The 24809-nt window shown below is 66.8% G+C and carries 23 protein-coding genes and 1 pseudogene; 18 read left to right on the top strand and 6 right to left on the bottom strand.

The genetic code is table 11. The annotated features are described in order from the left end of the window. Positions 1–31: 31 nt before the first annotated feature. From ACZK13_RS06090 to map, 11 genes and pseudogenes are all read left to right on the top strand, one after another. Positions 32–868: an alpha/beta hydrolase gene (locus tag ACZK13_RS06090; protein WP_010483180.1), complete on the top strand. Its 837-nt coding sequence runs from the start codon at positions 32–34 to the stop codon at positions 866–868. A gap of 1 nt (position 869) precedes the next feature. Continuing rightward, positions 870–1229 (top strand): EamA family transporter, encoded by a 360-nt coding sequence (locus ACZK13_RS06085; RefSeq protein ID WP_012479558.1) that lies wholly within the window; start codon positions 870–872, stop codon positions 1227–1229. Beyond that, entirely contained in the window at positions 1226–1624 is a 399-nt protein-coding gene (locus ACZK13_RS06080; protein ID WP_125894491.1) for a DMT family transporter, read from the top strand. The genes ACZK13_RS06085 and ACZK13_RS06080 overlap by 4 nt, the downstream gene beginning before the upstream one ends. A 10-nt stretch (positions 1625–1634) precedes the next feature. Continuing rightward, complete coding sequence (locus ACZK13_RS06075; protein ID WP_125894494.1) at positions 1635–2837, top strand: DegT/DnrJ/EryC1/StrS family aminotransferase; 1203 nt, start codon at positions 1635–1637, stop codon at positions 2835–2837. 174 nt (positions 2838–3011) lie between these two features. Next, on the top strand, positions 3012–3728 hold the full coding sequence (locus ACZK13_RS06070) for an MtnX-like HAD-IB family phosphatase (RefSeq protein ID WP_032127528.1): 717 nt from the start codon (positions 3012–3014) through the stop codon (positions 3726–3728). Positions 3729–3792: 64 nt separating this feature from the next. Further along, positions 3793–5195, top strand: a pseudogene (locus tag ACZK13_RS06065) (aspartate aminotransferase family protein). A gap of 29 nt (positions 5196–5224) precedes the next feature. Beyond that, positions 5225–6289: a GNAT family N-acetyltransferase gene (locus ACZK13_RS06060; protein WP_478482358.1), complete on the top strand. Its 1065-nt coding sequence runs from the start codon at positions 5225–5227 to the stop codon at positions 6287–6289. Positions 6290–6292: 3 nt separating this feature from the next. Then, positions 6293–7177, top strand: a complete 885-nt coding sequence (locus tag ACZK13_RS06055; protein ID WP_253143358.1) for an arginase family protein — start codon at positions 6293–6295, stop codon at positions 7175–7177. Positions 7178–7351: 174 nt separating this feature from the next. After that, positions 7352–7711 carry a bleomycin resistance protein gene (locus tag ACZK13_RS06050; protein ID WP_125894499.1) on the top strand — a complete coding sequence of 120 codons (360 nt, stop codon included), beginning with the start codon at positions 7352–7354 and terminating at the stop codon, positions 7709–7711. A 68-nt stretch (positions 7712–7779) separates the two neighbouring features. Then, positions 7780–7992, top strand: coding sequence for a ParD-like family protein (locus tag ACZK13_RS06045; protein WP_012510456.1), 213 nt, complete (start codon positions 7780–7782; stop codon positions 7990–7992). A 10-nt stretch (positions 7993–8002) separates the two neighbouring features. Next, entirely contained in the window at positions 8003–8785 is a 783-nt protein-coding gene (gene map, locus ACZK13_RS06040) for a type I methionyl aminopeptidase (RefSeq protein WP_293793497.1), read from the top strand. On the opposite strand, the gene ACZK13_RS06035 is transcribed toward map, so the two are convergent. Next, a complete protein-coding gene (locus ACZK13_RS06035) occupies positions 8782–9450 on the bottom strand; it encodes a hypothetical protein (RefSeq protein ID WP_032127534.1) in 669 nt (222 codons plus the stop codon). The genes map and ACZK13_RS06035 overlap by 4 nt on opposite strands. Positions 9451–9625: 175 nt before the next feature. Beyond that, the gene (locus ACZK13_RS06030; protein ID WP_032127535.1) at positions 9626–10246 is read right to left on the bottom strand and encodes a LysE/ArgO family amino acid transporter; all 621 of its coding nucleotides are present in this window, start codon (positions 10244–10246) and stop codon (positions 9626–9628) included. 106 nt (positions 10247–10352) lie between these two features. Here ACZK13_RS06030 and ACZK13_RS06025 point away from each other — a divergent pair, with 106 nt between their 5' ends. The 5 genes from ACZK13_RS06025 (at position 10353) to ACZK13_RS06005 (ending at position 16027) form a co-directional block, all read left to right on the top strand. Continuing rightward, a complete protein-coding gene (locus ACZK13_RS06025) occupies positions 10353–11246 on the top strand; it encodes a LysR family transcriptional regulator ArgP (RefSeq protein ID WP_478482357.1) in 894 nt (297 codons plus the stop codon). A 78-nt stretch (positions 11247–11324) separates the two neighbouring features. Continuing rightward, positions 11325–12725: a TolC family protein gene (locus ACZK13_RS06020; protein WP_478482356.1), complete on the top strand. Its 1401-nt coding sequence runs from the start codon at positions 11325–11327 to the stop codon at positions 12723–12725. Continuing rightward, the gene (locus tag ACZK13_RS06015) at positions 12718–13731 is read left to right on the top strand and encodes an HlyD family secretion protein (protein WP_032127538.1); all 1014 of its coding nucleotides are present in this window, start codon (positions 12718–12720) and stop codon (positions 13729–13731) included. Before ACZK13_RS06020 ends, ACZK13_RS06015 begins: the two co-directional genes overlap by 8 nt. Next, positions 13716–14903, top strand: a complete 1188-nt coding sequence (locus ACZK13_RS06010) for an ABC transporter permease (RefSeq protein ID WP_478482355.1) — start codon at positions 13716–13718, stop codon at positions 14901–14903. The genes ACZK13_RS06015 and ACZK13_RS06010 overlap by 16 nt, the downstream gene beginning before the upstream one ends. Further along, positions 14900–16027, top strand: a complete 1128-nt coding sequence (locus ACZK13_RS06005) for an ABC transporter permease (protein WP_180837957.1) — start codon at positions 14900–14902, stop codon at positions 16025–16027. The genes ACZK13_RS06010 and ACZK13_RS06005 overlap by 4 nt, the downstream gene beginning before the upstream one ends. 120 nt (positions 16028–16147) lie before the next feature. Here the strand turns inward: ACZK13_RS06005 and ACZK13_RS06000 are convergent, their stop codons facing one another. Beyond that, entirely contained in the window at positions 16148–16516 is a 369-nt protein-coding gene (locus tag ACZK13_RS06000) for a glycine zipper 2TM domain-containing protein (protein ID WP_032127541.1), read from the bottom strand. Positions 16517–16682: 166 nt separating this feature from the next. Next, a complete protein-coding gene (locus ACZK13_RS05995; RefSeq protein WP_032127542.1) occupies positions 16683–18905 on the bottom strand; it encodes a methyl-accepting chemotaxis protein in 2223 nt (740 codons plus the stop codon). Positions 18906–19185: 280 nt separating this feature from the next. On the opposite strand from ACZK13_RS05995, the gene ACZK13_RS05990 reads away from it, so the two are divergent. Continuing rightward, positions 19186–19578, top strand: coding sequence for a barstar family protein (locus tag ACZK13_RS05990; protein WP_049462356.1), 393 nt, complete (start codon positions 19186–19188; stop codon positions 19576–19578). A 28-nt stretch (positions 19579–19606) separates the two neighbouring features. On the opposite strand, the gene ACZK13_RS05985 is transcribed toward ACZK13_RS05990, so the two are convergent. Continuing rightward, entirely contained in the window at positions 19607–20599 is a 993-nt protein-coding gene (locus ACZK13_RS05985; RefSeq protein WP_049462355.1) for a glycosyltransferase, read from the bottom strand. Then, a complete protein-coding gene (locus tag ACZK13_RS05980) occupies positions 20599–21876 on the bottom strand; it encodes an O-antigen ligase family protein (RefSeq protein ID WP_032127545.1) in 1278 nt (425 codons plus the stop codon). The genes ACZK13_RS05985 and ACZK13_RS05980 overlap by 1 nt, the downstream gene beginning before the upstream one ends. 227 nt (positions 21877–22103) lie before the next feature. Here ACZK13_RS05980 and mutS point away from each other — a divergent pair, with 227 nt between their 5' ends. Beyond that, complete coding sequence (gene mutS, locus ACZK13_RS05975; RefSeq protein WP_428993067.1) at positions 22104–24773, top strand: DNA mismatch repair protein MutS; 2670 nt, start codon at positions 22104–22106, stop codon at positions 24771–24773. Positions 24774–24809 lie beyond the last annotated feature (36 nt).

Here is a 24809-nt window from a genome sequence, read left to right as displayed (position 1 = left end):
GCCATCCCCACTGCCGTCCCGGAGCCGCCAGGTGACCGAATCGCACGACTTCTTCCTCCCCGGTGGCCCACAGGGCGTGCTGCTGGTCCATGGCCTGACCGGCACCCCGGCGGAAATGCGCATGCTGGGCAAAGGGCTGAACAACGCCGGTTTCACCGTGCACGGCGTGCAGCTGCCCGGCCATTGCGGCAGCGTGGATGACCTGCTGGCAACCACCTGGGAACAGTGGTACCAGGGCGTGGAAGATGCGGCGGCAACCCTGCGCGGCAAGGTCGACCAGCTGTTCGTCGGCGGCCTGTCGATGGGCGCGGTGCTGTCGCTGGCACTGGCTGCACGTCGCCCCGAGTGGGTGTCCGGGGTTGGCGTATACGGCGCCACCTTCCGCTATGACGGCTGGAACATCCCCGCCGTGGCCCGCTTCTCGTTCCTGCTGCCGTGGTTCAAGCGCTTCAACATCGGCCGCGACCGCATGTTCATGGAAGAGCCGCCGTACGGCCTGCGTGACGAGCGCCTGCGTGCACAAGTCAGTGCCGCCATGCTGTCCGGCGACAGCGCCGCCGCCGGCCTGCCGGGCAACCCCTGGCACGCCCTGGCCGAAATGCGCGCCCTGAGCAACTGGACCCGCCGCCACCTGCACCAGGTCACCGCGCCGTGCCTGGTGATGCACGCCCGCGAGGACGACGTGGCCAGCATGGGCAACGCCGAGCTGGTGATGTCGCGGGTCAGCGGCCCGAAGGAACTGGTGGTGCTGGAAGACAGTTACCACATGATCACCATCGACCGCGAACGCCGCGATGTGATCCGCCGCAGCGCGCGCTTCTTCACCGAAATCGGTGAACGCACTGGCGTGCTCAAGGCGGTGGCCTGACATGGGGGCACTTGCCACGCTGCTGTGGCTGGCCAATGTCGTGCTCGATACCGGTGGCCAGCTCGCCTTCAAGGCCGCCGCCAGCGACCCGCAGGAGGGCGAAGGACTGCAGCGCTGGAAACACATGCTCAGCCGTCCCTGGCTGTGGATCGGCATCGCCTGCTACGTGCTTGAGTTCGTCGCCTGGATCGCGTTCCTGTCGCTGGTGCCGCTGTCCAAGGGCGTGCTGCTGGGCTCGATCAACATCGTCGCGCTGATGATCGCCGGCCGTTTCCTGTTCCGCGAGAAACTCACGCCGCTGCGGGTGACCGGCATGCTGCTGGTCACCGCCGGCGTAGCCGTGGTGGGGGCCGGCTCATGAGGCGCCTGTATGTGATCGGCTTCCCGCTGCTGATGGCTTTCGACACGCTGGCCCAGCTGTGCTTCAAGTACGCCGGTGACGCCGCGTTGCCGGTCGAGGCCAACACCGCCTGGCTGCTGCGCGTGCTGTCGCAGCCGTGGGTTTACGGCGCCATCCTCGGCTACGTGGGTGCATTCTTCACCTGGATGAGCCTGCTGCGCCATGCGCCGATCGGTCCCGCCTTTGCTGCCTCGCACCTGGAAGTGATCAGCGTGCTGCTGCTGTCGGCGTGGCTGTTGAACGAGCCGCTGACCCTGCACCATCTGCTCGGTGCGGTACTGATCGTGGCCGGCATCGTCTGCCTCGGCCGCGCCGAGGCGCACGACCCGCACAGCCCTGCCGAAAGCACCCCGTGAGCGCGCTGCGATGAGCCTGTTCGCGCGCGAACTGCCACCAACCGCCGGCCTGCCGATGCAGGCCAGCGATTTCCTTCCCGGTGGCGGCGACCTGCGTGACATCCTTGCCAGCCAGCTCGGCACACCGCCGCTGCAGCTGACCTGTTCCGGCACGCACGCGCTGCTGATCGCCCTGCGCACGCTGCGCAAGCGTGCGCCAAAGCGCGACACCGTGATCATGCCGGCCTATACCTGCCCGCTGGTGCCGATCGCGGTGCACAGCCTGGGCCTGCGCGTGCAGTTGTGCGATACCCGGCGCGGTCATTTCGACTTCGACCCCGGCCAGCTCAAGCGGCTGGCCGATGCGCGCACGCTGGCGATCCTGCCCACCCACCTGGGCGGGCGCATTGCCGATGTCGAGCTGGCCTGCGAAGTCGCCCGCAACGCCGGCGCCTGGGTGATCGAAGATGCCGCGCAGGCACTCGGCGCACGGGTCGGCAACAGCAGTGTCGGCCTGCGCGGCGATATCGGATTCTTCAGCCTGGCCGCCGGCAAGGGCCTGAGCCTGCATGAAGGCGGCCTGCTGGTCAGCCGCGATGACGAACTGCGTGCTGCGCTGGCCGAACATGCCGTCCAGCACGTTCGCTCCAGCCTGCGCTGGGAGCTGCTGCGGAGCCTGCAGTTGCTGGGCCTTGCTGCCTGCTATCGCCCTTCGCTGCTGTCACTGGTGTATGGCAATCCACTGCGCAATGCGCTTCAGCGTGGCGATCTGGAAGATGCGGTCGGTGACATTTTCCCGCTGGATATCCCGCAGCACCGGGTCAGCCAGTGGCGGCAGAACATCGGCGCGCATGCCGCGCGGCGCTTGCCGGCATTCCTTCAGGCCGGTCGGCTGCGTGCGTTGCAGCTGCGGGTGCAGCTGGCACAGCTGCCCGCCGTTGAGGTGGTCGATGGGCTGGCCGGTAGCGGTGGCACCTGGCCACTGTTAATGCTGCTGCTGCCCAGCCAACGCGCCCGCGATGCGGTACTGAAGGACTTGTGGCCACGCGGGCTTGGCGCCAGCCGCATGTTCATCCATGCCCTGCCCGGCTATGCCTACCTGCGCGGCATCGTGCCGCAGGACGACATGCCCAACGCACGCGACTTCGCCGCACGCATGCTGACCCTCGGCAACAGCGCCTGGCAGACCCGTGAAGAGACCGCCGAAATACTGCGGGCACTGGCCCGCGCGTGACGCCAGGACGCACGGATGGAGTGCGCCTCACGCATTCATCCATGCACCTTCCTGAACGCTTTCCGCGCCCTGCAATGCAGGCTTTCAACAGGAAAGGAACGAGAAAGGCTGCCTGCCTACATTGAGCCTGGCCCGGCATCGCGCCGGACGTTCCTTTCATCGACGGACCTGCCCATGCACTGGAGCATCCTGTGTGACTTCGACGGCACCATCAGCCTCGAAGATGTCATTGACTCGCTGCTGGAGAAATACGGCCAGCCGGGCTGGCAGGAACTGGAAGACCAGTGGAAAGCGGGAAAGATCGGCTCGCGCGAATGCATGCAGGGCCAGGTCAGGCTGCTGAAGCTGGACCCGGCCACGCTCGACGCCCACCTGGACCAGGTGCAGATCGATCCGGGCTTTGCCGCCTTTGTCAGCCGTGCCGAACAGCTGGGCGTGCCGCTGCGCATCGTCAGCGACGGCCTGGACCATGCGATCCACCGCATCCTCGCCAACCACGGCCTGTCGCGACTGCCGGTGGTGGCCAACCACCTGCGCTGGTGCGATGACCACTGGGAACTGGAATCGCCCTACCAGGCCGAAGGCTGCCGCAGCGGCACCTGCAAGTGCACCTGCGCTGCGCAGGCGCGCGCCAACGAAGCACCGCGTGTGCTGATGATCGGCGATGGCAGTTCGGATTTCTGCGTCTCCGAAGATGCCGACTTCGTGTTCGCCAAGCGTCGCCTGATCACCCATTGCACCCATGCCGGCATCGAGCATGCCGCCATCGATACCTTCCACGATGCAATCGCACTGCTGCCGCGCTTGCTCGATGGCAGCCTGCTGCAGCCACGTCGTATCGACGCCAGCCCGCAGCCCGCCGTACTGCCCCTGCTGCTGGCCACCGCCTGAGCACTCCCTTCCAAGCACGCCCCCTGTTGTCCTCTTTCGAACGTCCTTCACGGAACCGAACTGCATGAACATTTTTGACAAGAACGCCGACGCAGCCGCCTCCGACGCGCAGCTGCTGGCCGACGAAGCCCGTTACAGCTCCTTCGGCGATACCGTCCACTACGTCGACCCGCCGAAGATCTTCCAGCGCGGCGAAGGCAGCTACATGTTCGACGGTGCGGGCGTGCCCTACCTCGACCTGCAGATGTGGTACTCGGCCTGCAACTTCGGCTACAGCAACAAGCGCCTGAACGACGCGCTGAAGGACCAGATCGACACCCTGCCGCAGGTCGCCAGCCAGTACCTGCACCCGACCCGCGTGCAGCTGGCCAAGACCATTGCCGTGGACATGCACGAAAAGTTCGGCCTCGACGGCCGCGTGCACTTCAACGTCGGCGGCGCGCAGGCCATCGAAGACTCGCTGAAGATCGTGCGCAACGCACGCGGCGGCAAGAGCCTGATGTTCGCCTTCGAAGGTGGTTACCACGGCCGTACCCTGGGTGCGTCGTCGATCACCTCCAGCTACCGCTACCGCCGCCGCTACGGCCACTTCGGCGAGCGCGCGATGTTCATTCCGTTCCCGTACCCCTTCCGTCGCCCGAAGGGCATGACCCCGGAAGAGTATTCCGACCACTGCGTGTGGCAGTTCGAGCGCCTGTTCGAAAGCGAATACAACGGCGTGTGGGATCCCAAGGTTGGTCAGGCGGAGTACGCCGCATTCTATGTCGAACCGATCCAGGGCACCGGCGGCTACGTCATCCCGCCGCGCAACTTCTTCACCGGCCTCAAGCGCGTGCTGGACAAGTACGGCATCCTGATGGTCGTCGATGAAATCCAGATGGGCTTCTGGCGCACCGGCAAGCTGTGGGCCATCGAGCACTTCGGCGTGACCCCGGACGTGCTGGTGTTCGGCAAGGCGCTGACCAACGGCCTGAACCCGCTGTCGGGCCTGTGGGCGCGCGAAGAGCTGATCAACCCGACCGTGTTCCCGCCGGGCTCCACCCCTCCACCACTTTCAACTCCAACCCGCTGGGCACCCGCCTGGGCCTGGAAGTGCTGAAGCTGGGCAAGGAAATGGATTACGAGCGCACCGTGCCGGAAAAGGGCGCGTACTTCCTCGACGGCCTGCGTGGCCTGCAGAAGCGCCACCCGGAAATCGGCGATGTCGACGGCCTGGGCCTGGCCCTGCGTGCGGAAATCTGCCAGACCGACGGCTACACCCCGAACAAGGAACTGCTGGACCGGATGGTCGACATCGGCCTGGCCGGTGACCTGCTGCACGACGGCAAGCGCATGGGCCTCGTGCTCGACGTGGGTGGCTGGTACAAGAACGTGATCACCTTCGCGCCGTCGCTGGACATCAGCTACGAAGAGATCGACCTGGCGATCACCCTGCTTGACCAGGCGCTGACCAAGGCCAAGGGCTGAGGTCCGATGCGCTGCCGGTTCCCGTGCCGATGGAAATGACGTCACGCGCATCCAGCACCGCGCTGGAACCGGCCGCGCTGCTGGAGGGCTTCCTGGCCCACCCACCGCTCGGGTTCGAGGCAGGCCGCCTTCCCAGCGGCCTGCCGACCTTCCGTGCGCCGCTGGATCTGACCACCACCATGGACGACGACCTGCGCGGCAAGCTGCTTGGCCTGCCGCTGTCGCGCCTGTGGCGGCCGTGGATCACCTGGCAGACCCGCTTCATCGGTGCCACCAGCACCGAGTACACCCCGCTGCCGGCGCATGTCGCGCCGGAGGCACTGGCCGAGGACGTGACACGTCACGCGATCGGCGATACGCGCCTGCTGGTGGTCAAGGACCTGGCAATCGATTCACCGCTGCTGGACGATGCAGCCAATGCACACAGCGATGCCTTCCTGCAGGCGCTGCTGGCACGCGGCTTCGTCGAGCTGGAAGGCATGCCGCTGGCCTGGGTGGCGATCGATTTCGATTCGCTCGACGGCTATCTCGGCCGCCTGTCGTCTTCGCGCCGCAAGAACATCCGGCGCAAGCTGCGCTCGCGCGACGACCTGCAGATCGACTGCATCGCCACCGGCGATCCGGCGCTGGCCGACCCGCAGCTGCAGGCCGAACTGTATGCCTTGTACCTCGGCGTGTACGCGCAGAGCGCAGTGCATTTCGACCAGCTCGACCTGTCCTACTTCCAGCATCTTCTGGCCGACAGCCTGGGCCAGGGACGGCTGTTCCTGTATCGCCACCAGGGCCAGCTGATCGGCTGGAACCTGTGTTACTTGCATGCGGGCAAGCTGGTGGACAAGTACATCGGCCTGGCCTATCCGCAATCGCGCGAGCACAACCTGTACGCGGTGAGCTGGATGCACAACCTCGAGTACGCGCTGCAGCACGGCCTGAGCCACTATGTGGCCGGCTGGACCGATTCGCGGATCAAGGCCGAACTGGGTGCCAGCTTCACCTCCACCCGGCATGCTATCCACGCCCGTTCCCCGCTGCTGCGTGCAGCCCTGCGCAGGCTGGCCCCGTACCTGCAGGGCGAACCGGACGGAGGCGGCTGAGCGATGCCATTGCGTTCCCCGCTGATCCTGGACCTGGACGGTGGCGTGCTGCCGCTGCCAGAGGCGCAGACCCTGGCCCTGCCGCAATGGCACGATCCACTGCGCTTCGCCTGCCGCAATGCCACCCTGAACCGTTTCGCCACTGAAGTGCTGGCACCGTTGCCGGCCCAGCTCGGCACGGTAATGCTCGGCAGTGGCGACTTCCACCACCTCAGCCTGCCGCTGCTGCAGCGCATGCGCACGCAGGCGCCGTTCCAGCTGGTGGTGCTGGACAACCATCCGGACAACATGCGCTTCCCGTTCGGCATGCACTGCGGGTCGTGGGTGAACGCCGCCAGCAAGCTGCCGCAGATCTCGCACATCCACGTGCTCGGCATCACCTCCAGCGACATCGGCCTCGGCCATGCCTGGGAGAACCACTGGCGCCCGCTGATCGGCAGTCGCCTGACCTACTGGTGCATGGATGTGGACGTGGGCTGGGGGCATCGTCTCGGCATGGGCCACGCCTTCCGCCGTTTCGAGCATCCCGAAGCGCTGGTGGCCGCGTTCGCCGCCGAGCAGGCCAAGTCGCCGCAGCCGACCTACCTGTCGATCGACAAGGATGTGTTTGCCGAGGACGTCGCCCGCAGCAACTGGGACCAGGGCCGCTTCCAGCTGGAACACGCGCTGGTGGTGATTGAAGCACTGCGTGCCGGCGGCCTGGTCGGCAGTGACATCACCGGCGAAGTGTCGCTGGCCAACTACCAGAGCCGCTTCAAGCGCTGGTTGTCGTCGCTGGATGGCCAGCCTGACGTCAGCGCCGGGGATCTACCGCTGTGGCAGGCGCGGCACCAGCAGGTGAACCGCGAACTGCTGGCGGCGATGGCCGCGGTGCCGACCGCCTGTTGAGCGCCTCGGTAGTGCCGGGCCCATGCTCGGCTATCGCTATCGCTTTCTGTAGAGTCGAGCCATGCTCGACTCAGCGGACGGCAAACAGCAGTCGAGCATGGCTCGACTCTACAGGGGGCGATGGCCGAGCATGGCTCGGCACTACACTGGGTTCCCGCCCCAGGAGCCGCCACCATGGCCCAGACCGTCATCCCGCAGCTGCGCATGCGCCACGCCGACACCACCCTGCCGTTCTACGTGCAGGGACTAGGCTTCGTGGTTGACTGGGAACACCGCTTCGAACCCGGCTTCCCGCTGTTCGCCCAGCTCACCCGCGATGGCCAGACGATCTTCCTCACCGAACACAGCGGCGACTGCGAGGTCGGCGGCGCGGTGTACTTCATCGTCGAGGACGTCGACGCCCTGCACCGCGCCTTCAGCGCCGCAGGCGTCCCCATCGAACAGCCGCCGCATGACACCGAATGGGGCAGCCGCGAGATGCTGCTGCGTGACCCCGACGGCAACCGCCTGCGCTTCGCCACCGACGCGAGCTGAACCGGGCGGCCTTGAGCCGGATATACGAAACATATACGCTTCGTATATCCACTCCTTCAGGACCGCCCATGGGCATCGTCAACATCGATGACACCCTGCACGACCAGCTGCGTCGTGCCTGCACCGTTTCCAGCCGCTCGATCAATGCCCAGGCCAATTTCTGGATCAGGGTCGGCATGCTGTGCGAGCTGAACCCCACGCTCAGCTTCCAGGACATCGTCGCCAGCGAGCTGCGGGCGGCCGGCGTGCAGCCGCCGTTGCTGCCGCCGGGCCAGGCCTGAGCCGATGGCGATCATCAAGCGTCCCGACGAGATCGCGCTGATGGCCGATTCCGGCCGCCTGCTGGCGCAGGTGTTCGCCGCACTCGACCGGCTGCCGCTGCAGGGCCGTAGCACCATGGAGATCAACGATTTCGTCGAACGCATGATCGTTGATGAGCTGCAGGCGAGGCCGGCCAGCAAGGGCCAGTACGGCTTCCCGTACGTGCTCAACACCTCGATCGACAACGTTGTCTGCCACGGCGTACCCAGCACCACCGACGTGCTGCGCAACGGCCAGATCGTCAACCTCGACATCACCCTGGAGAAGAACGGCTACATCGCCGACTCCAGCACCACCTACCGGGTCGGTGAGGTCGACTACGCCGCGCGCAGGCTGGTGCAGACCACCTACCAGGCGATGTGGAAAGGCATTGCCGCCGTGCGTCCTGGTGCGCGCCTGGGCGACATCGGCCACGCCATCGCCCGCCACGCGAGCAGCCACGGCTACAGCGTGGTGAAGGAATACTGCGGCCACGGCATCGGCCAGGAGATGCACGAGGAACCGCAGATCCTGCACTACGGCCATCCCAACACCGGCATGGTGCTGGAAGAAGGCATGGTGTTCACCATCGAACCGATGCTCAACCAGGGCAAGCCGGCCATCCGCCAGCAGCCGGACGAATGGCCGGTGTACACCCGCGACGGCAAGCTGTCGGCGCAGTTCGAGCATACGGTGGCGGTCACCCGCACCGGCGTGCGGGTACTGACCCTGCGCCCCGGCGAGACGCCGTTGTGCGCGGTGGATGCCGCCTAGAGTGGCCGTTGCTGCATCCCGGCACCCTCGTGCACGGCGCGCTTCCGTGCCGTCAGCGGTTCGCGTACCCGCTGTGCCACATAGCCGACGCTGGCTGCGAGAATGAAGGTGTAACCAAGGAGTTCGGTGGTCTCCTCGATGGTGTTCTTGAACACGCGGATGTACTGGTCACCCAGCAGTCCGGTCCACAACGACGTCATGCCGATCAGACGCGAATAGAACAGCAGCAGAACCAGGCCGATCGTCATCACGGTACCCGGCCGGGATACGAGAAAACGCACCAGCGCCGGCATGGCCCGGCGCCAGTCGCGGCTGGCCCAGGCCAGTGAACCGATGATCAGCACGGCCACCGGGTACTTCCAGAAGCCGTGTGCGATCAGGTCCAGCGCCTCATCCATTTCACGCAGGAGCATGCAGGCGAACAGCGCGGCCGCCAGAACGGCAAAGGCCCGATCATCGGCACGTCGCAATGCAAGCCGGACGAAGGCAGCCACGCTGGCGACCAGGAAGCCTTCCTGGGTCAGTTCGACCAGCGACCACTCGCCGACTGCATTGCCCAGCCAATGGATGTCGAGCCAGGCCAACGCAGGCGGAAGCGCCATCATCAGGCCGAACAGGAAGGTGCGCCCCAGGTGGGACAGGAGCAGCTGTAGATTGTCTTTCATGCAACACCGATGCCGCGCCGTGGCGGTCGTACAACGAGAACACAGGCGACCGGGGGGCTGCCGAACGACGGCATGCGCGGCGGGGTCGCGACCAGGCGCGCATTATCCGCGCTGTATCCGGCCACGTGAACCGTACCGGTGGAACACATACGCAACACCGGCGTACGTCACGCACTCATGGCGATAAAGGACGCAGCAGCAACAACGTCGCCAGGCAGAACATGAAGATCGCCACGCCTGCATCCAGCACACGCCAGGCGCCCGGCCTGCGGAACACCGGCTGCAACAGGCGCGCGCCATAGCCCAGCGTGCAGAACCAGACCACACTGGCAATGCAGGCACCGGCGGCGAAGGCCCAGCGCAGATCGCCCGGGTAACGCGTGGACAGACTGCCCAGCAGCACCACGGTATCCAGATAGACGTGCGGGTTGAGCAGGGTGAAGGCCAGGCAGGTCAGCAGTACCTGCCGTCCGCTGCCGCCCTGCGCCTCGGCGGCGGCCAGCGCACTGCCACCGCGCCATGCGCGCAGCCCCGCCTGCAGGCCATACCAGAGCAGGAAGCCCGCACCACCGAAGCGCAGCACCTGCAGCAGCAGCGGCCACTGCAGCACCAGCGCGCCCATGCCGCCGACGCCGGCCAGGATCAGCACGATGTCCGCGCCGGCACAGGCCAGCACCACCCTGCCCACATGGCGCTGCTGCAGGCCCTGGCGCAGCACGAAGGCGTTCTGCGCGCCGATGGCGATGATCAGGCCGGCACCTGCGAACAGGCCGGCGGCGGTAGCGGCGATCCACATCAGGACAGGCCAGGCAGCGAGGGGACGCGCAGGGTGCGGCCGCTGACCCTGTTTAGACAATCTGATTTTTCTTTATCCTGTGCAGGAAAACTGAAGAGGCACCGGCATGGATCTGGTACATCCGCAACTGGCCGCGTTTGCTGCGGTGCTGGAAGAAGGCAGCTTCGACGCCGCGGCACGCCGCCTGTCGATCAGCCCGTCGGCCCTGTCGCAGCGGATCAAGGCGCTGGAGGACCGGCTCGGCCAGGTACTGGTGGTACGTCAGGCACCGTGCCGGCCCACCGCCGCAGGCGAAGCGCTGCTGCGCCGGGTCCGGCCGATGCAGGCGCTGGAGGCCGAGGCATTGGCCGAACTGCTGCCCGAACGCGGCAGCGATGCAGCGCGCACGCCGATCCCGTTGGCGGTCAACGATGACTCGCTCGATACCTGGTTCGTACCGGCCATCGCCGAACTGCACCAGCGCCATGGCTACCTGTTCGACCTGCGCATGGATGATCAGGACCATACCCTGCAGCTGCTGCGCGATGGCAGCGTGCTCGGCGCGGTCACTGCCGAAAGCCAACCGGTGAAGGGCTGCAACGTGCATCCGCTCGGCGCCATGCGTTACCACGCCATCGCCTCGCCCGGCTTCGCCCGCCAGTACTTCCGCGACGGCATGCAGGCCACGGCCCTGGCGCGCGCACCGATGCTGGTGTTCAACCGCAAGGATGAACTGCAATGGTACTTCGTGCGGCGGCTGACCCGCGCGCGACTGCAGCCGCCGCTACACTACCTGCCCTCCTCCACCGGTTTCGTCGAAGCCGCCGCGTGCGGACTCGGCTGGGGCATGGCCCCGGAAACCCTGGTCGCGCCCGCCGTGCGCGCCGGCCGCGTGGTGGTACTGGAACCCCGCCGCTGGCTCGATGTGCCGCTGTACTGGCAGCATGCCGCCGTACGCTCAAGCACGCTGCAGCACATCACCCAGGCGCTACGCACTGCGGCCAGCGGCACCCTACGATGAGGACAATCCAATGACCGCAGACCCGGGCTTCACGCCGCGCGCACTACCGTTTGCGCACTTCTTCACCACTGGGACGGCATGGGCGTGATCGGCCGACGTACAAGGATGCACGGCGCGAGGGCCGCGCTGGCGCTGGCAGCCTGCCTGCCACTGGCTGCAGCGGCGCAGACTCTCACCGATGCACCCGCATTGGACTGGGAACAGGCGCGGCAGCGCCTGGAGCAGGTCTCCGATGCACTGGCCGCCGCCGACGCAGCGGTGCGCAACAAGCAGGACCTACAGGACGCCACGCGCCTGCTGCGCCTGCCGGAGATCACCGGCGAAGTGCGCCGGCTGCAGTTCCAGAAGACCCTCACCCTGCCACTGGGTTCGCTGGCGCCTGTCGCCGAGGCCTATGGCATCGACTCTCCGCTGTCATTCACCGAACGCGACTGGCGTACCCGGCCGGTGGTGACCGCGGTGCTGCCGCTGTACACCGGCGGCGTGATTCCGGCCGCGCAACGCGCCGCCAGCGCCGCCCACGAACAGGCCAGTGCCGAACGCGAAGCACAACGCCAATCGCTGACCGTGCAGCTGGCCCAGGCCTATTTCGGCCAGCGCCTGGCCGAGCAGGCAGTGGATGTGCGCCGCGACGTACGCGATGGCCTGAACCGCCACCTGTCCGACGCAGAGAAGCTGGAACGCGAGGGCTTCGCCACCCGCGCCCAGCGCCTGCAGGCCACCGTGGCCCGCGACAAGGCCGAGCGCGAATACCAGAAAACGGTGAACGACCTGGCCACGCTGAAGGCGGCGCTGGCCACGCTGCTGCGCAGTGGTGGCGAGGTACAGCCGGTGTCGCCGTTGTTCGTGCAGCGCGTGCCGCTGGAACCGGTGGCCAGCTTCGAGCGTACTGCGCAGGCACGCCAGCCGCAGATCGCACGCCTGCGGGCGATGGTGGCACAGGCCGAACAGGGTGTGCGCGTGCAGCAGGCCAAGCTGAAGCCACAGATCTTCGCCTTCGGCCAGTACGACTTCCGCCGCCGTGACGAGATGTTGACCGATCCGGACTGGGCCTTCGGTATCGGCCTGAAGTACACCTTCCTGTCGCCGAACTCGCGGCCGGCGCAGATCAGCGCCGCGCGTGCACAGCAGGAACAGGCCGAAGCCGGCCTGCGCGAAGCCGAGAACCAGGTCGCGCTGGGTGTGCGCAAGGCCTGGAACGAACTGGAAACCGCACGCCAGCAGTTCGTGCTGCTCGACAGCAGCATTGCCCAGGCACAGGAAAACCTGCGCCTGCAGGAGCTGGCGTTCCGCGAAGGCCAGGCGACTTCGCTGGATGTGATCGACGCGCGGCTCGGCCTCGGCGGCGCCCGCGTCGAGCGCGCACAGGCCGCCTACCAATACGATATTGCGCTGGCACAGTTGCTGGAGGTCAGTGGACAGATGGACCGTTTCGAAGAGTTCCGGCGGCGTGCGGACGAGGTGATCGACCATGAGTGATGTGCTGCACGACGATGCAACGACGCCCCCGGCCAAGCGCCGCCTGGGCCCGATCCTGATAGTGGTGCTGCTGGTCGTGGTGGTGCTCGGCCTGTGGCTGGCCTGGCGCAGCCCGGCCGACCAGATCCAGGGCATGGCCGACGCCGACACCATCAACGTGGCCGCCAAGATCACCGCGCGCGTGGCCGAACTGAAGGTGCGCGAGGGCGACCGCGTGCAGCCCGGGCAGGTGCTGTTCCTGCTCGACAGCCCCGAAGTGGCCGCCAAGGAACAGCAGGCGCACGGCGCATTGGCCGCCGCACAGGCGGTGGCCGACAAGGCCGACGAAGGCGCGCGCAGCGAAGACATCCGCGCCGCCGAAGCCAACTGGAAGCGGGCCGAAGCCGGTGCGACGCTGGCTGAAGCCACCTACCAGCGCGTGCAGAACCTGTTCAACGAAGGGGTGATGACCCGGCAGAAGCGCGATGAAGCGCATGCCCAGGCCACCAGCTCGCGCGAACTGGCCCGCGCCGCCCGCGCGCAGTACGACATGGCCCTGGCCGGCGCACGCGAGCAGGACAAGCGTGCCGCGCAGGGCCAGGTGCAGCAGGCACAGGGCGCGGTGGCCGAAGTCAACGCCGCGCGCGTCGAAGTGGAAGGGCGCGCGCCGGTGGCCGGCGAGATCAACAAGCGCATGGCCGACCCCGGCGAACTGGTGCCAGCAGGCTATCCGGTGTTCACCCTGGTCGACATCGACCGCATGTGGGTGGCGATGAACCTGCGCGAATCGCAGATGCAGGGCCTGAAGGTCGGCAGCAAGCTGCAGGGCAGCGTGCCGGCGCTTGGCCAGGACGGCGAGTTCGAGGTTTATTTCATCAATCCGGCCGGTGACTATGCGACCTGGCGGACCACCCGCCAGTCGTCCGGCTACGACGTCCGCAGCTTCGAGGTGCGGGTGCGCCCGGTACGCCGCATCGAGGGCTTCCGCCCCGGCATGAGCGTGCTGTTCGCATGGCCCCAGCACTGAGCCCCGACAGCAGCAGCTTCGCCGCCAGCTGGCGGCGCGAGCTGCGGTCGCTGCGCGGCAACCGCGCCGACCTGCTGCTGGTCACCCTGCTGCCGCTGCTGATGTTGGCCGTGATGGCGTGGATGTTCACGCCCTCGGTGATGCGCGACATCCCGATCGCCGTGGTCGACCTCGACCACAGCAGCGACAGCCGCCTGCTGCTGCGCATGCTCGATGCCAGCCCCGGCGTGCGCATCGCCAGCCAGCCTGCGGACATGCAAGATGCACGTTCGCAGCTGCGTCGGCTGGATGTATTCGCCATCGTACTGGTGCCGCGCGATGTCACCCGGCAGGCGTTGCGTGGACGCCAGGGCACGGTGTTCGCCTATTACAACGCCACCTACATGACCACCGGCCAGTCCGCAGCGCGCGATATCGGCGACGCGGTCTCGGCCTGGAACGCACGCCTGCTGCGCGAGCGCATCGGCCTGCAGGTCGGCCCGGGCAAGCTGCGTGCGGCACCGATCGCGGTGCAGTCGGACATCCTGTACAACCCGGCGCGCAGCTACGAGCTGTTCCTGCTGCCGCTGATCTTCCCGGCGGTGTTGTCGCTGGTGCTGGCACTTGCGGTGGCCGGCAGCCTCGGCCGCGAGATTCGCGACGGCAGCCTGCCCGCCTGGCTCGGCCGCACACCGTGGCCGGCGATTGCCGGCAAGATCGCGCCGTACGTCCTGCTGTTCTCGCTGTATGGCGCGCTCGGCATCGGTTACCTGGCCTGGCTGCGCGGCGACGGTGTGGCCGGCAGCGTGCTCCTGATGCTGCTCGCACAACCTCTGTTCTACCTGGCTACTGCCGCCTACGCGTTGTTCTTCGTCGGCGTCACCCGCGACATGGGTACCGCGCTGTCCGCGGTCGGCCTCAGCATCGGTACTGCACTGGCGTTCTCCAGCGCCACCTTCCCGGTGCTGGACGGCCCGTTGTTCACCCGCATCTGGCACCAGCTGCTGCCATTGAGCGCCTACATCAAGCTGCAGACCCAGCAACAGTTCATCGGTTCGCCGCTGCAGGTTTCGGTATGGCCGCTGGCCACGTTGCTGCTGATGTCAGTGGTGGCTGGCGGCATCGGTGGCCTGCGCCTGATTGCCTTCGCGCGCACGCCCGAAGCCGCACAACCGGCAGGAGCTGACGCATGAGCGCACTGTGGCGCAGTCTGCGGCAGACCCTGATGGCGGTGCTGTGCGACCGCTATGCGATCGTGGTGATGGTCGGCGCGGTGATCCTGTACTCGTTCTTCTACCCGGCCGCGTATCGCCACCAGGTGGCCGGCAACCTGCCGGTACTGGTGGTGGACGAAGACCACAGCGCGACCAGCCGCGAGCTGCTGCGGAAGCTCGACGCGTTGCGGGTCGCACGCGTGGTCGGGCAGCCTGCGGACATCAACAGCGCGCGCCAGCAGCTGGAAGCCGGTCATGCCGAAGGCATCGTGCTGATCCCGGCCAACCTGGAGCGCGACATCCTGCGCGGCCACCCGGCCAAGCTGGTGCTGCTCGGCAACGGCGCCTACCTGGGCCGCGCCAGCTGGGTGCTGGGCAGCGTGGCCGATGCACTGGGTGCGTTCGGACGTGAGGCGGTGGTCGGCCAGGCCGCCTTCATGGGCGCGCCGCAGGCACCACCGGTGACCCTGGTGCAGCGCCCGCTGTACAACACCCAGGAAGGCTACGGCAGCGCCATCGTGCCCGGCGTGGCCGAGCTGATCGTGCACCAGACGCTGCTGATGGGCATCGGCGTCCTGCTCGGCGGCCGTCGTCTCGCGCTCGGCCGGCGCCTGCGCTTCGACCTGCCGACGCTGGCCGGCATGGCACTGGGCTTCGGCCTGATCGGCCTGTTCGGCCTGTTCTACTACGCCGGCTTCACCGCCTGGGTGCAGGACTATCCGCGCGGCGGCAACCCATTGGGCCAGCTGCTCGGCGGCACCTTGTTCATCGCCGCCACCGTGGCCTTCGGCCTGTTCGTCGGCAGCTTCTTCCGAACCCGCGAACGCGCCTTCCAGTACATCATCGCCACCTCGATCCCGCTGTTCTTCCTGGCCAACCTGTCGTGGCCGGCGGTGATGACGCCACAACCGCTGGTCTGGCTTGCGCAGCTTCTGCCGACCACCTCGGGCATCAACCTGATGGTGCGCCTGAACCAGATGGACGCCCGCCTGACCGAAGTCAGCCACGAACTGATCACCCTCACCGCCCTGCTGCTGCTCTACGGCAGCCTCGCCAGCTGGCGCCTCCTCGCAAAAAAGGGGACGGAGGGGATTAAGTCGTAAGCGGCCGGTTTGGGGAATTACGACTTAATCCCCTCCGTCCCCTTTTCCTGCAACGAAGAACGCCGGCGCGAGGCCGGCGTTCGGATACTGCATCGTGGAAGGGCCAACCAGGTCGGTCAATCAGCGGTAGACGCGTTCGCAGCGACGTTCCACCACGCGGTCGCCGTTCTTCTGCTGGCTGTTGCCCTGGATCTGGCGACCGGCCGCACCACCTGCAACGGCGCCTGCCACGGTGGCCAGCTTCTTGCCGTTGCCGCCACCTACCTGGTTGCCGAGCAGGCCGCCGATCACCGCGCCGGTAGCGGTACCCGTGATGCGGTTCGGATCGCGCGAGTTGCGCTGCACTTCCACGTTCTTGCAGACCACGCGGCTGCCGTCGTTGAACTTGCGTCCCTCATCGCGCGGGCCATAGGTCTGCGCGCCGGCCACCGACGAAGCTGCCAGCAGGGTGCCCAGCACAAGCAATCGGGTCGAGGTCTTCATGGCCATCTCCTGAGTTCCGGTATGGCGCCAGTGTCCTCCCGCGGTTGGCAACCGGAAGTGAAATGCGCGTGTCCGCCACTTCATCGGCCATCGCACGTTCAGGAAGAAAATCCGCGCCCATCGCGACCAGCCGTCGCGATGGGCGCCGTCTCCCTGCCGGCCTTGCTCTCTTCTAGAACTCTTCCCAACCACCCGCATTGGCGGCCAGCGTCGGCTCGATCCGCGGCGACAGCACCGCGGGCCGGCGCACCGGCGCAACCGATGCCGCCACGGCTGCCAGCGCCGGGCGCACCGCGGCGGCAGCGGTCACCGCCCCCGTGCGGAACACCGAAACCGCCTCGGCCAGCAGGTTGGCCTGCTCCTCCATCGAGCGTGCCGCCGCACTGGCCTCTTCTACAAGCGCCGCATTCTGCTGCGTGGTCTCATCCATCTGCACCACCGCCTGGTTGACCTGTTCGATGCCCGAGCTCTGCTCCTGGGAGGCAGCAGAGATATCGGCCATGATGTCGGTCACGCGCTGCACCGAGGCCACGATCTCGCCCATCGTGGTGCCCGCCTGGCGGACCAGCGCCGAGCCGTCGGCGACCTTGCCGACCGAATCCTCGATCAGCCCCTTGATCTCCTTGGCCGCCCCCGCCGAGCGCTGCGCCAGCGTACGCACTTCGCTGGCCACCACTGCAAAGCCCCTGCCCTGCTCGCCGGCACGCGCAGCTTCGACCGCCGCGTTCAGCGCGAGGATATTGGTCTGGAAGGCGATGCCGTCGATGACGCTGATGATCTCGGCGATTTTCTTCGACGATGCCTCGATGGCCGACATCGTGGTGACCACCTGGCCCACCACTTCACCGCCCTGGGAGGCAACACCATGCGCGCCGATGGCCAATTGGTTGGCCTGCCGTGCATGCTCGGCATTCTGCTTCACGGTGGAGGTCAGTTCCTCCATCGATGCTGCCGTTTCTTCCAGGTTTGCCGCCTGCTGTTCGGTACGCCGCGACAGGTCGGTGTTGCCCGAAGCGATTTCACCTGCGGCCAGATTGATGCTGGAGGCGCTGGACTGGATGCGGCCGACGATCTGCTTGAGCTGGTCGACGGTGGCATTGCAGTCATCACGCATGCGCGCGAACACGCCATGGAAATCACCCTGCATGCGCACGGTCAGGTCGCCGCGCGAGATGGCCTGCAGCAGGGTCGAGACCTGCACCAGGTTCTCGTCGGTGGTCTGCATCAGGCGATTGAGCCCAGCCACCATGTCGCGGAAATCATAGGCGAAGCGATCTTCGTCGCCGCGCAGGCTGAAGTCGCCTGCCGCAGCCGCTGTCGCCAACCGGCGGATCTCGCTGTTGATCGCCGACAGGCTGGACTTGGTTTCGTCCATCGCCTGGGTGATCGCCGCCTTCTCGCCGGGCAGCGGGTCCATGTCCACCGACAGATCGCCGCGTGCGTAGTGTTTCATCACCTCGATCAGCCGGTTCTGTACCTGCACGTGCGATCCAACCAGCGCATTGGTCTCATGCACCATGCGCCCGTAGTCACCGGGGAACGCGCTCTCGTCCATGCGGTAGCTGAGGCTGCCGGCATCGTGCTGGCGGGCCAGCTCCCCCTGTGCCGCCATCACCGACTGCAGCTGTGCCTGCATGCGCTGCATCGACTTCAGCAGCTGGGTCACCTCATCGTTGCCGGTGGCGTCGATGCTGCTGTCCAGGCGGCCACTGGCGATGCCGTCGGCCAGCTTCACCGCTCCTTCCAGCGGGCGGGTCAGGCTGCGGGTGATCGCCCAGGCCGCCAACGTCCCCAGCAACAGGCTCAGTGCCCCGAACGCGATCGACAGCGTGCCGGTCCACGATTCGGTTGCGCGGTACTCTTCGCGGCTGCGTTCGGTCAGTGCTTCCTGGTGGCGCAGCAGGGCCGAAATGGATTCATTCCAGGCCGTTGCCAATCCGTGCTCGGCCAGCAGCTCCTTCGCTGCACCATCGAAATCCCCCGCCTTCATGCGCTCATGCAATTGCTGGGTTGATGCATCGGTGGCCTTGCGGGCCGCCTCGATGCGCGCGACCAGGGTATCGCCGGTAGCGTCACGCGGAATCTTGATGTACTTGGCCCAGATACCGTCATAGGTCCGCGACAACTCCTGGGCACGCTGGTAATCCTTGTCGAACTCGTCACCCCGCTTGATCACCATCAGGCGACGATGCATCAGCACCGCGTTGTTGGTATCAAGCATGTCATTCAACAGGCGCATCTTCACCATGTTGACGTCCACCACTTTCTCGAACTGGGCGGATTTCAGCTGATTCCCATACAGCACCAGGCCGACGATGGCCATGATGAACAGCAGCAGCAGACCGAAGCCGGCGCCAAGCCGGGATCCCACACGGAGATTACGTAAGGCAAGCATCTCAATTCCCTTGATCGTGGCCGTACGTTCGATGGCGGCGCAGCGGAGGGAAACTTTACGGGACTTTATATATGGACCGATCCAAATATATGGAACTGTGCAGGCAGTCAGAAAATGCGGCGACCGATAATGGCGCCATATCCTTATCGAATAGCGCTGACACGCCAGCGTCCGATGAAAATCACGCAGGATTAACACCATAATAACGCCACCCCATCCAGGGCGGCCCGGATTATCTGCGCCGGACACAACCGTCGCCCCGGAGGGCTACAGTCTGCAGATGACACGGATCCTGCACATCGAAGGCGCGTCCATCAACGACATCGCCAGCCTCTACGTGGAAATCAATCGTGTGTTCATGGCCGACGAAGACTGGCAGCTGGGCGCAAGCCTGGACGCGCTTGATGACCTGCTGCACGGGGGCTACGGCGCGCTCGCCGGTCATGCCACCGCCACGGTGGTGTGGCGCGACATCGCCCACAGCCGCGAGGCACTGGGCCGCGAGACCACACGCGCCTGGCTGCAGTCGAAACTCGATCAGGGCGGCAGGTTCAACGGTCCGGCCATCCACGCTCAGTTGACGGCACTGTCACTTGGCCAGGGACAGACCTACTTCGAGATCGTCATGGAGATCTTCGGCAGCCATCCGCAGATCACCCTGGTGCCAGGCTGAGCACTCTGCAGCAACCAGCCGCATCAACTCAAAGCTTGGCCAGGGCCTCGCCCAGCCGGCGTGGGAACGCCACTTCGCTGGCCAGGTGCCATGCGCGTGCATTGGCGCCCAGCCGGGTCCACTCGGCCTCATCCATCGCCAGCGCACGCTCGACGGCCTGTTCCAGCGCCTTCTCATCCACATGCCAGGTCCTGGACAGATGACAGGGCTCGCCCTCGTGCGCGTCAACCAGGATGCCGCGGCTGTCGTCGATCATCTGGTTCATCGGCGCGCCATCGCAGGTGATCACCACCGCCCCGCAGCTCATCGCTTCCACCAGGTAATGGCCCCAGCCTTCGGTCTGCGACAGGCACAGGTGGAACGCATGTTCGTTCTGCAGGCGCTGCACCTCCTGGTCGGGCAGCCGCTCGCGGACGATCCGCAGGTTCGCGGCCCCGCCCTCATCTTCGTCCGAAGGGCCGCCGCGCAGGATGGTCAGCAAGGGCCACTCCGGATGGCGCTTCCAGACCTCGACCAGCGTTGCCGTCCCCTTCATGCGGCTGGTACCGGCCGCATGCAGGAAAGTGCGCGGCCTGCGCGGCACCGCCGGGTCGTAGCGGTCACGGCTGCAGAAACCGACTTCCAGCGCGCGCATGCCCAGTGCGTTGAAGATGCGCGTGGCGTCTTCGGTCTTGGTCAACAACGCATCGAACCGCGGCAGGATCCGCAGGCTGCGTGCGGACACCCATTCCGGATTCGGAATCAACAGATTGACCTCGGCCAGTCCGAAGCTTGCCGGCCGGACATGCTCCAGCGAGATGTTGATGTCGAACCGGGCCGGCGTGCGCCCCAGGCTCAGCCACGAGGCCAGCAGCCTGCGCAGGCGCATCCCGCGGAGCTTCCAGGCCCCCCCATTGCGCACCGCGTCCAGACGGCTGACCGTCACCGTGTGCCCGAGCTGCTGCAACGAGCGCTCGATCACCTGGATGTCATGGGACAGGCCACGCTGGTTGTCGGCGGCCAGCAGGTGGATATGCGCCATCAGGAGGGACTCCCTGGCCGGCGCAGGTCGCGCGCAGGCAAGGCGGTCGCCAGCATGAAGCCCAGCACCAGGTAGAAATAGAACGAATGGGGCATCGCCCGGTAGAACACGTTGTCCGTGAACGCCGACAGCGCATAGACGATGACCACGGCAAGTCCGGCGGTGGCGATCATCGCGGTGATGTCGTCGGCGTGGCCGAGGCGCCGCACGAAATGAATGCCGGGCAGGATGAAGACCAGCAGCATGATCAGCAGCAACGGCACGCCACCGGTCACCGCCGCTTCCAGGTACTCGTTGTGCGGGTGGTTGTAGCGGAAGATCGACTCGGACACCTCGCCGCGGGCGATGCCCTCACGTGCATAGGTACCGAACTGGTTCAGGCCCACACCCGCCACGGGATGCTCGGCGAAGGCGTCGACCGCCACGCCCCACATGGCGATGCGCTCACGGACCGAGCCGACCTCGTTTTCCTGGTTGAAACCGGAGATCTCGCCACTGACCTCACCGAAGCGCTGGATCACCTCATGGTTCAGCACCGAGGTGGCACCGACCACGCCAATGACCAGGGCACCGACGAAGGCCAGTGCCCCCCGCCAGCGCCGGGTGCGCCGTACGTGCACCGCAATCACCATCAGCATGGCGGGAATGAACGCCAGGATCGGCCCGCGGCTCTGCGCCAGGATCGAACCGTAGACGCCAACGGCGATGGCCACGCCGTGCAGCCAGCGTTCGGCCGGATGCACATTGGGCTGGATCAACCGGATGACCGAGAACAACGCCATGCACAGCGTCACCATGGTGAACTCGATGGCGGTCCATTCGCCGCCACTGAAACCGTGCGCGCGTTCAAGGCCCATCACGTGGTGCTGCACGATGCACGACCCGCCGAAGACCAGGGTGGACACGGCGAAGATCTTCCAGATCAGGCGCCAGTCCAGCGCAGTGGCGAACACGGCAGCGGTACCCAGGTAGAGCAGTGTCTGCGCCGGCAGATCCAGCTCGTTCCAGCGCAGCCCGTGCCAGAGGATGCTGTAGAAGGCATAGGCCAGGCGCAGGAAGCAGACGATCACGATGAACCGGGCGATGCGGTAGCGCAGGCGGACATCGGGCTGGCGGCGGATCAGAACCACGCCGGTGACCAGCAGGGCCAGCAGCAGCACCGCCTTCAGCAAGGTGTAGGGTGCGGAGCCGGCAAGCGGAACGATGGCGACCAGGATGCTCAGCAGGACGGTACGCCAGGTGTAACGAGGTTCGGCGGCCATGCAGGCTGCAGTCATGCTTGTTCTTTCCATCAACGCCCGCCCGGGGGATAAGTCGCCCCGGTTTCCATGGAGGCCGCTTGGCGGAAATCGCCGGGGCTGACACTACCGTGGGCCCCTGGGGAAATCAACCAAAGTGCCGGCGCAGGGGCGCAGGCGTTGGCACACGGACAGCCCCCGGGCCCAGCGCGGGTGCCGCGGATCATCGACCGCCCCAGGTCGCTACACTAATGTCCTCTCCGGCCATGCCTGCGCATGGCCACGCCCCGACGCCCTGCCCAAGACGCGAAACGCCCCAAGTGACTGATACAAAAGACAACACCAGCAACGCCAAGGCGTCCAAGGAACACACCCCGCTGATGAAGCAGTTCTTCGCGGCCAAGTCCGATTACCCGGACCTGCTGCTGTTCTTCCGCATGGGTGACTTCTACGAACTGTTCTATGACGACGCCCGCAAGGCGGCGCGCCTGCTCGACATCACCCTGACCCAGCGCGGCAGCTCCGGCGGCGCACCGATCCCGATGGCCGGCGTGCCGGTACATGCCTATGAAGGCTACCTGGCACGGCTGGTGGCGCTGGGCGAGTCGGTGGCGATCTGCGAGCAGATCGGCGACCCGGCGCTGGCCAAGGGCCTGGTCGAGCGCAAGGTGGTGCGCATCGTCACCCCCGGCACGGTCACCGACGAGGCGCTGCTGGATGAACGCCGCGACACCCTGCTGATGGCCCTGTCGCGCAGCAAGCAGGGCTACGGCCTGGCCTGGGCCGACCTGGCCGGCGGCCGCTTCCTGGTCAACGAGGTGGAAACCGACGACGCGCTGGAAGCCGAACTGGCGCGGCTGGAGCCGGCCGAGCTGCTGGTGCCCGACGAGGAGAACTGGCCGGAGTTCCTGCGCCAGCGCACCGGCGTGCGTCGCCGCGCGCCGTGGCTGTTCGATGCCGACAGCGGCCGCCGCCAGCTGCTGAATTTCTTCAAGCTGCATGACCTGAGCGGCTTCGGCATCGACGACAAGCCGCGCGCCACCGCTGCGGCCGGTGCCCTGCTTGGCTATGTCGAGGAAACCCAGAAGCAGCGCCTGCCGCACCTGACCTCGATCGCGATGGAAACCGCCGGCGAGGCGATCGCGATGAACGCCGCTACCCGCCGCCATCTGGAACTGGATACGCGTGTTGATGGCGACACCCGCAATACGCTGCTGGGTGTGCTCGACAGCACGGTTACGCCGATGGGGGGGCGCCTGCTGCGGCGCTGGCTGCACCGCCCGCTGCGCCTGCGCGAGGTGCTCGTACAGCGCCACCATGCGGTGGAAACCCTGATCGATCGCGGCAGCGATGCGGACATCCGCGAGCAGTTCCGCCGCCTCGGTGACCTGGAACGCATCCTCACCCGTGTCGCGCTGCGTTCGGCGCGGCCGCGCGATTTCTCCACCCTGCGCGACGGCCTGGGCCTGCTGCCGGCGGTGCGCGAGGTGCTGGCACCACTGGATTCGCCGCGCCTGCAGACGCTGCATGCGGCGCTGGGCGAACACGACGAGTGCGCGCAGCTGCTGGCCAGCGCCATCGCCGAAATGCCGCCGCTGAAGCTGAGCGATGGCGGCGTGCTGGCCGATGGCTTCGATGAAGAGCTGGACGAGCTGCGCCGCCTGTCCACCCACGCCGACCAGTTCCTGGTCGACCTGGAACAGCGCGAGCGCGAAAGCAGCGGCATTCCCACCCTGAAGGTGGGCTACAACCGCGTGCACGGCTACTACATCGAGATCAGCAAGGGCCAGTCCGACCGCGCGCCGGTGCACTACACCCGCCGCCAGACGCTGACCAATGCCGAGCGCTACATCACCGAAGAACTGAAGGCGTTCGAAGACAAGGTGCTGTCCGCGCGTGACCGCTCGCTGTCGCGCGAGAGGTACCTGTACGAGCAGCTGCTGGACACCCTCGGCGGCCAACTGGAACCGCTGAAGCAATGCGCCGCCGCGCTGAGCGAACTGGACGTACTGGCCGCCTTCGCCGAACGCGCGCAGGCGCTGGACTGGGCGCGCCCGGAGCTGCAGGCCGAGCCGTGCCTGAAGATCGAGCGTGGCCGCCACCCGGTGGTCGAGGCGGTGCGCGAGCAGCCGTTCGAACCCAATGATCTGGATCTGCATCCGGACCGTCGCATGCTGGTCATCACCGGCCCGAACATGGGCGGTAAATCGACCTACATGCGGCAGAACGCGCTGATCGTACTGCTGGCCCACATCGGCAGCTTCGTGCCGGCCAGCCGTGCGCTGATCGGCCCGATCGACCGCATCCTGACCCGCATCGGCGCCGGTGACGACCTCGCCCGCGGGCAGTCGACCTTCATGGTCGAGATGGCCGAGACCAGCTACATCCTGCATCACGCCACCGCCCATTCGCTGGTGCTGATGGACGAGATCGGCCGCGGCACGTCCACCTACGATGGCCTGGCGCTGGCCGACGCGGTGGCCCGCCACCTGGCCTACCAGAACCGCTGCTACACGCTGTTCGCCACCCACTACTTCGAGCTGACCGCGCTGGCCGACGAGCAGCACGAGGGTGGCCGCAGCGGCATCGCCAACGTGCACCTGGACGCGGTCGAGCACGGTGAAGCGCTGGTATTCATGCACGCAGTGAAGGACGGCCCGGCCAACCGCAGCTTCGGCCTGCAGGTGGCCGCACTGGCCGGCCTGCCGCGCGCCACCGTGGCGCAGGCACGGCGCCGCCTGGCCGAGCTGGAACAGCGCGGTGGTGAAAGCCATGCCGCCGAGTTGGCGCCGCAGGCGTTGGATGCGCCGCAGCAGTTCGGCCTGTTCGCAGCACCGTCGAGCAAGGCGCAGGACGCGCTGGCGGCGATCGACCCGGACGAACTGACGCCGAAGCAGGCGCTGGAAGCCCTGTACCGGTTGAAGGCACTGCTGTAGCCGCAGCGCACGCCCATGGCCTCCCGCTCGCCTTGC

It is taken from the genome of Stenotrophomonas sp. 99219_Sma (genome assembly GCF_056480785.1).
The sequence above is the reverse complement of the archived record's forward strand: the minus strand, read 5'-3'. Positions and strand labels throughout refer to the sequence as shown.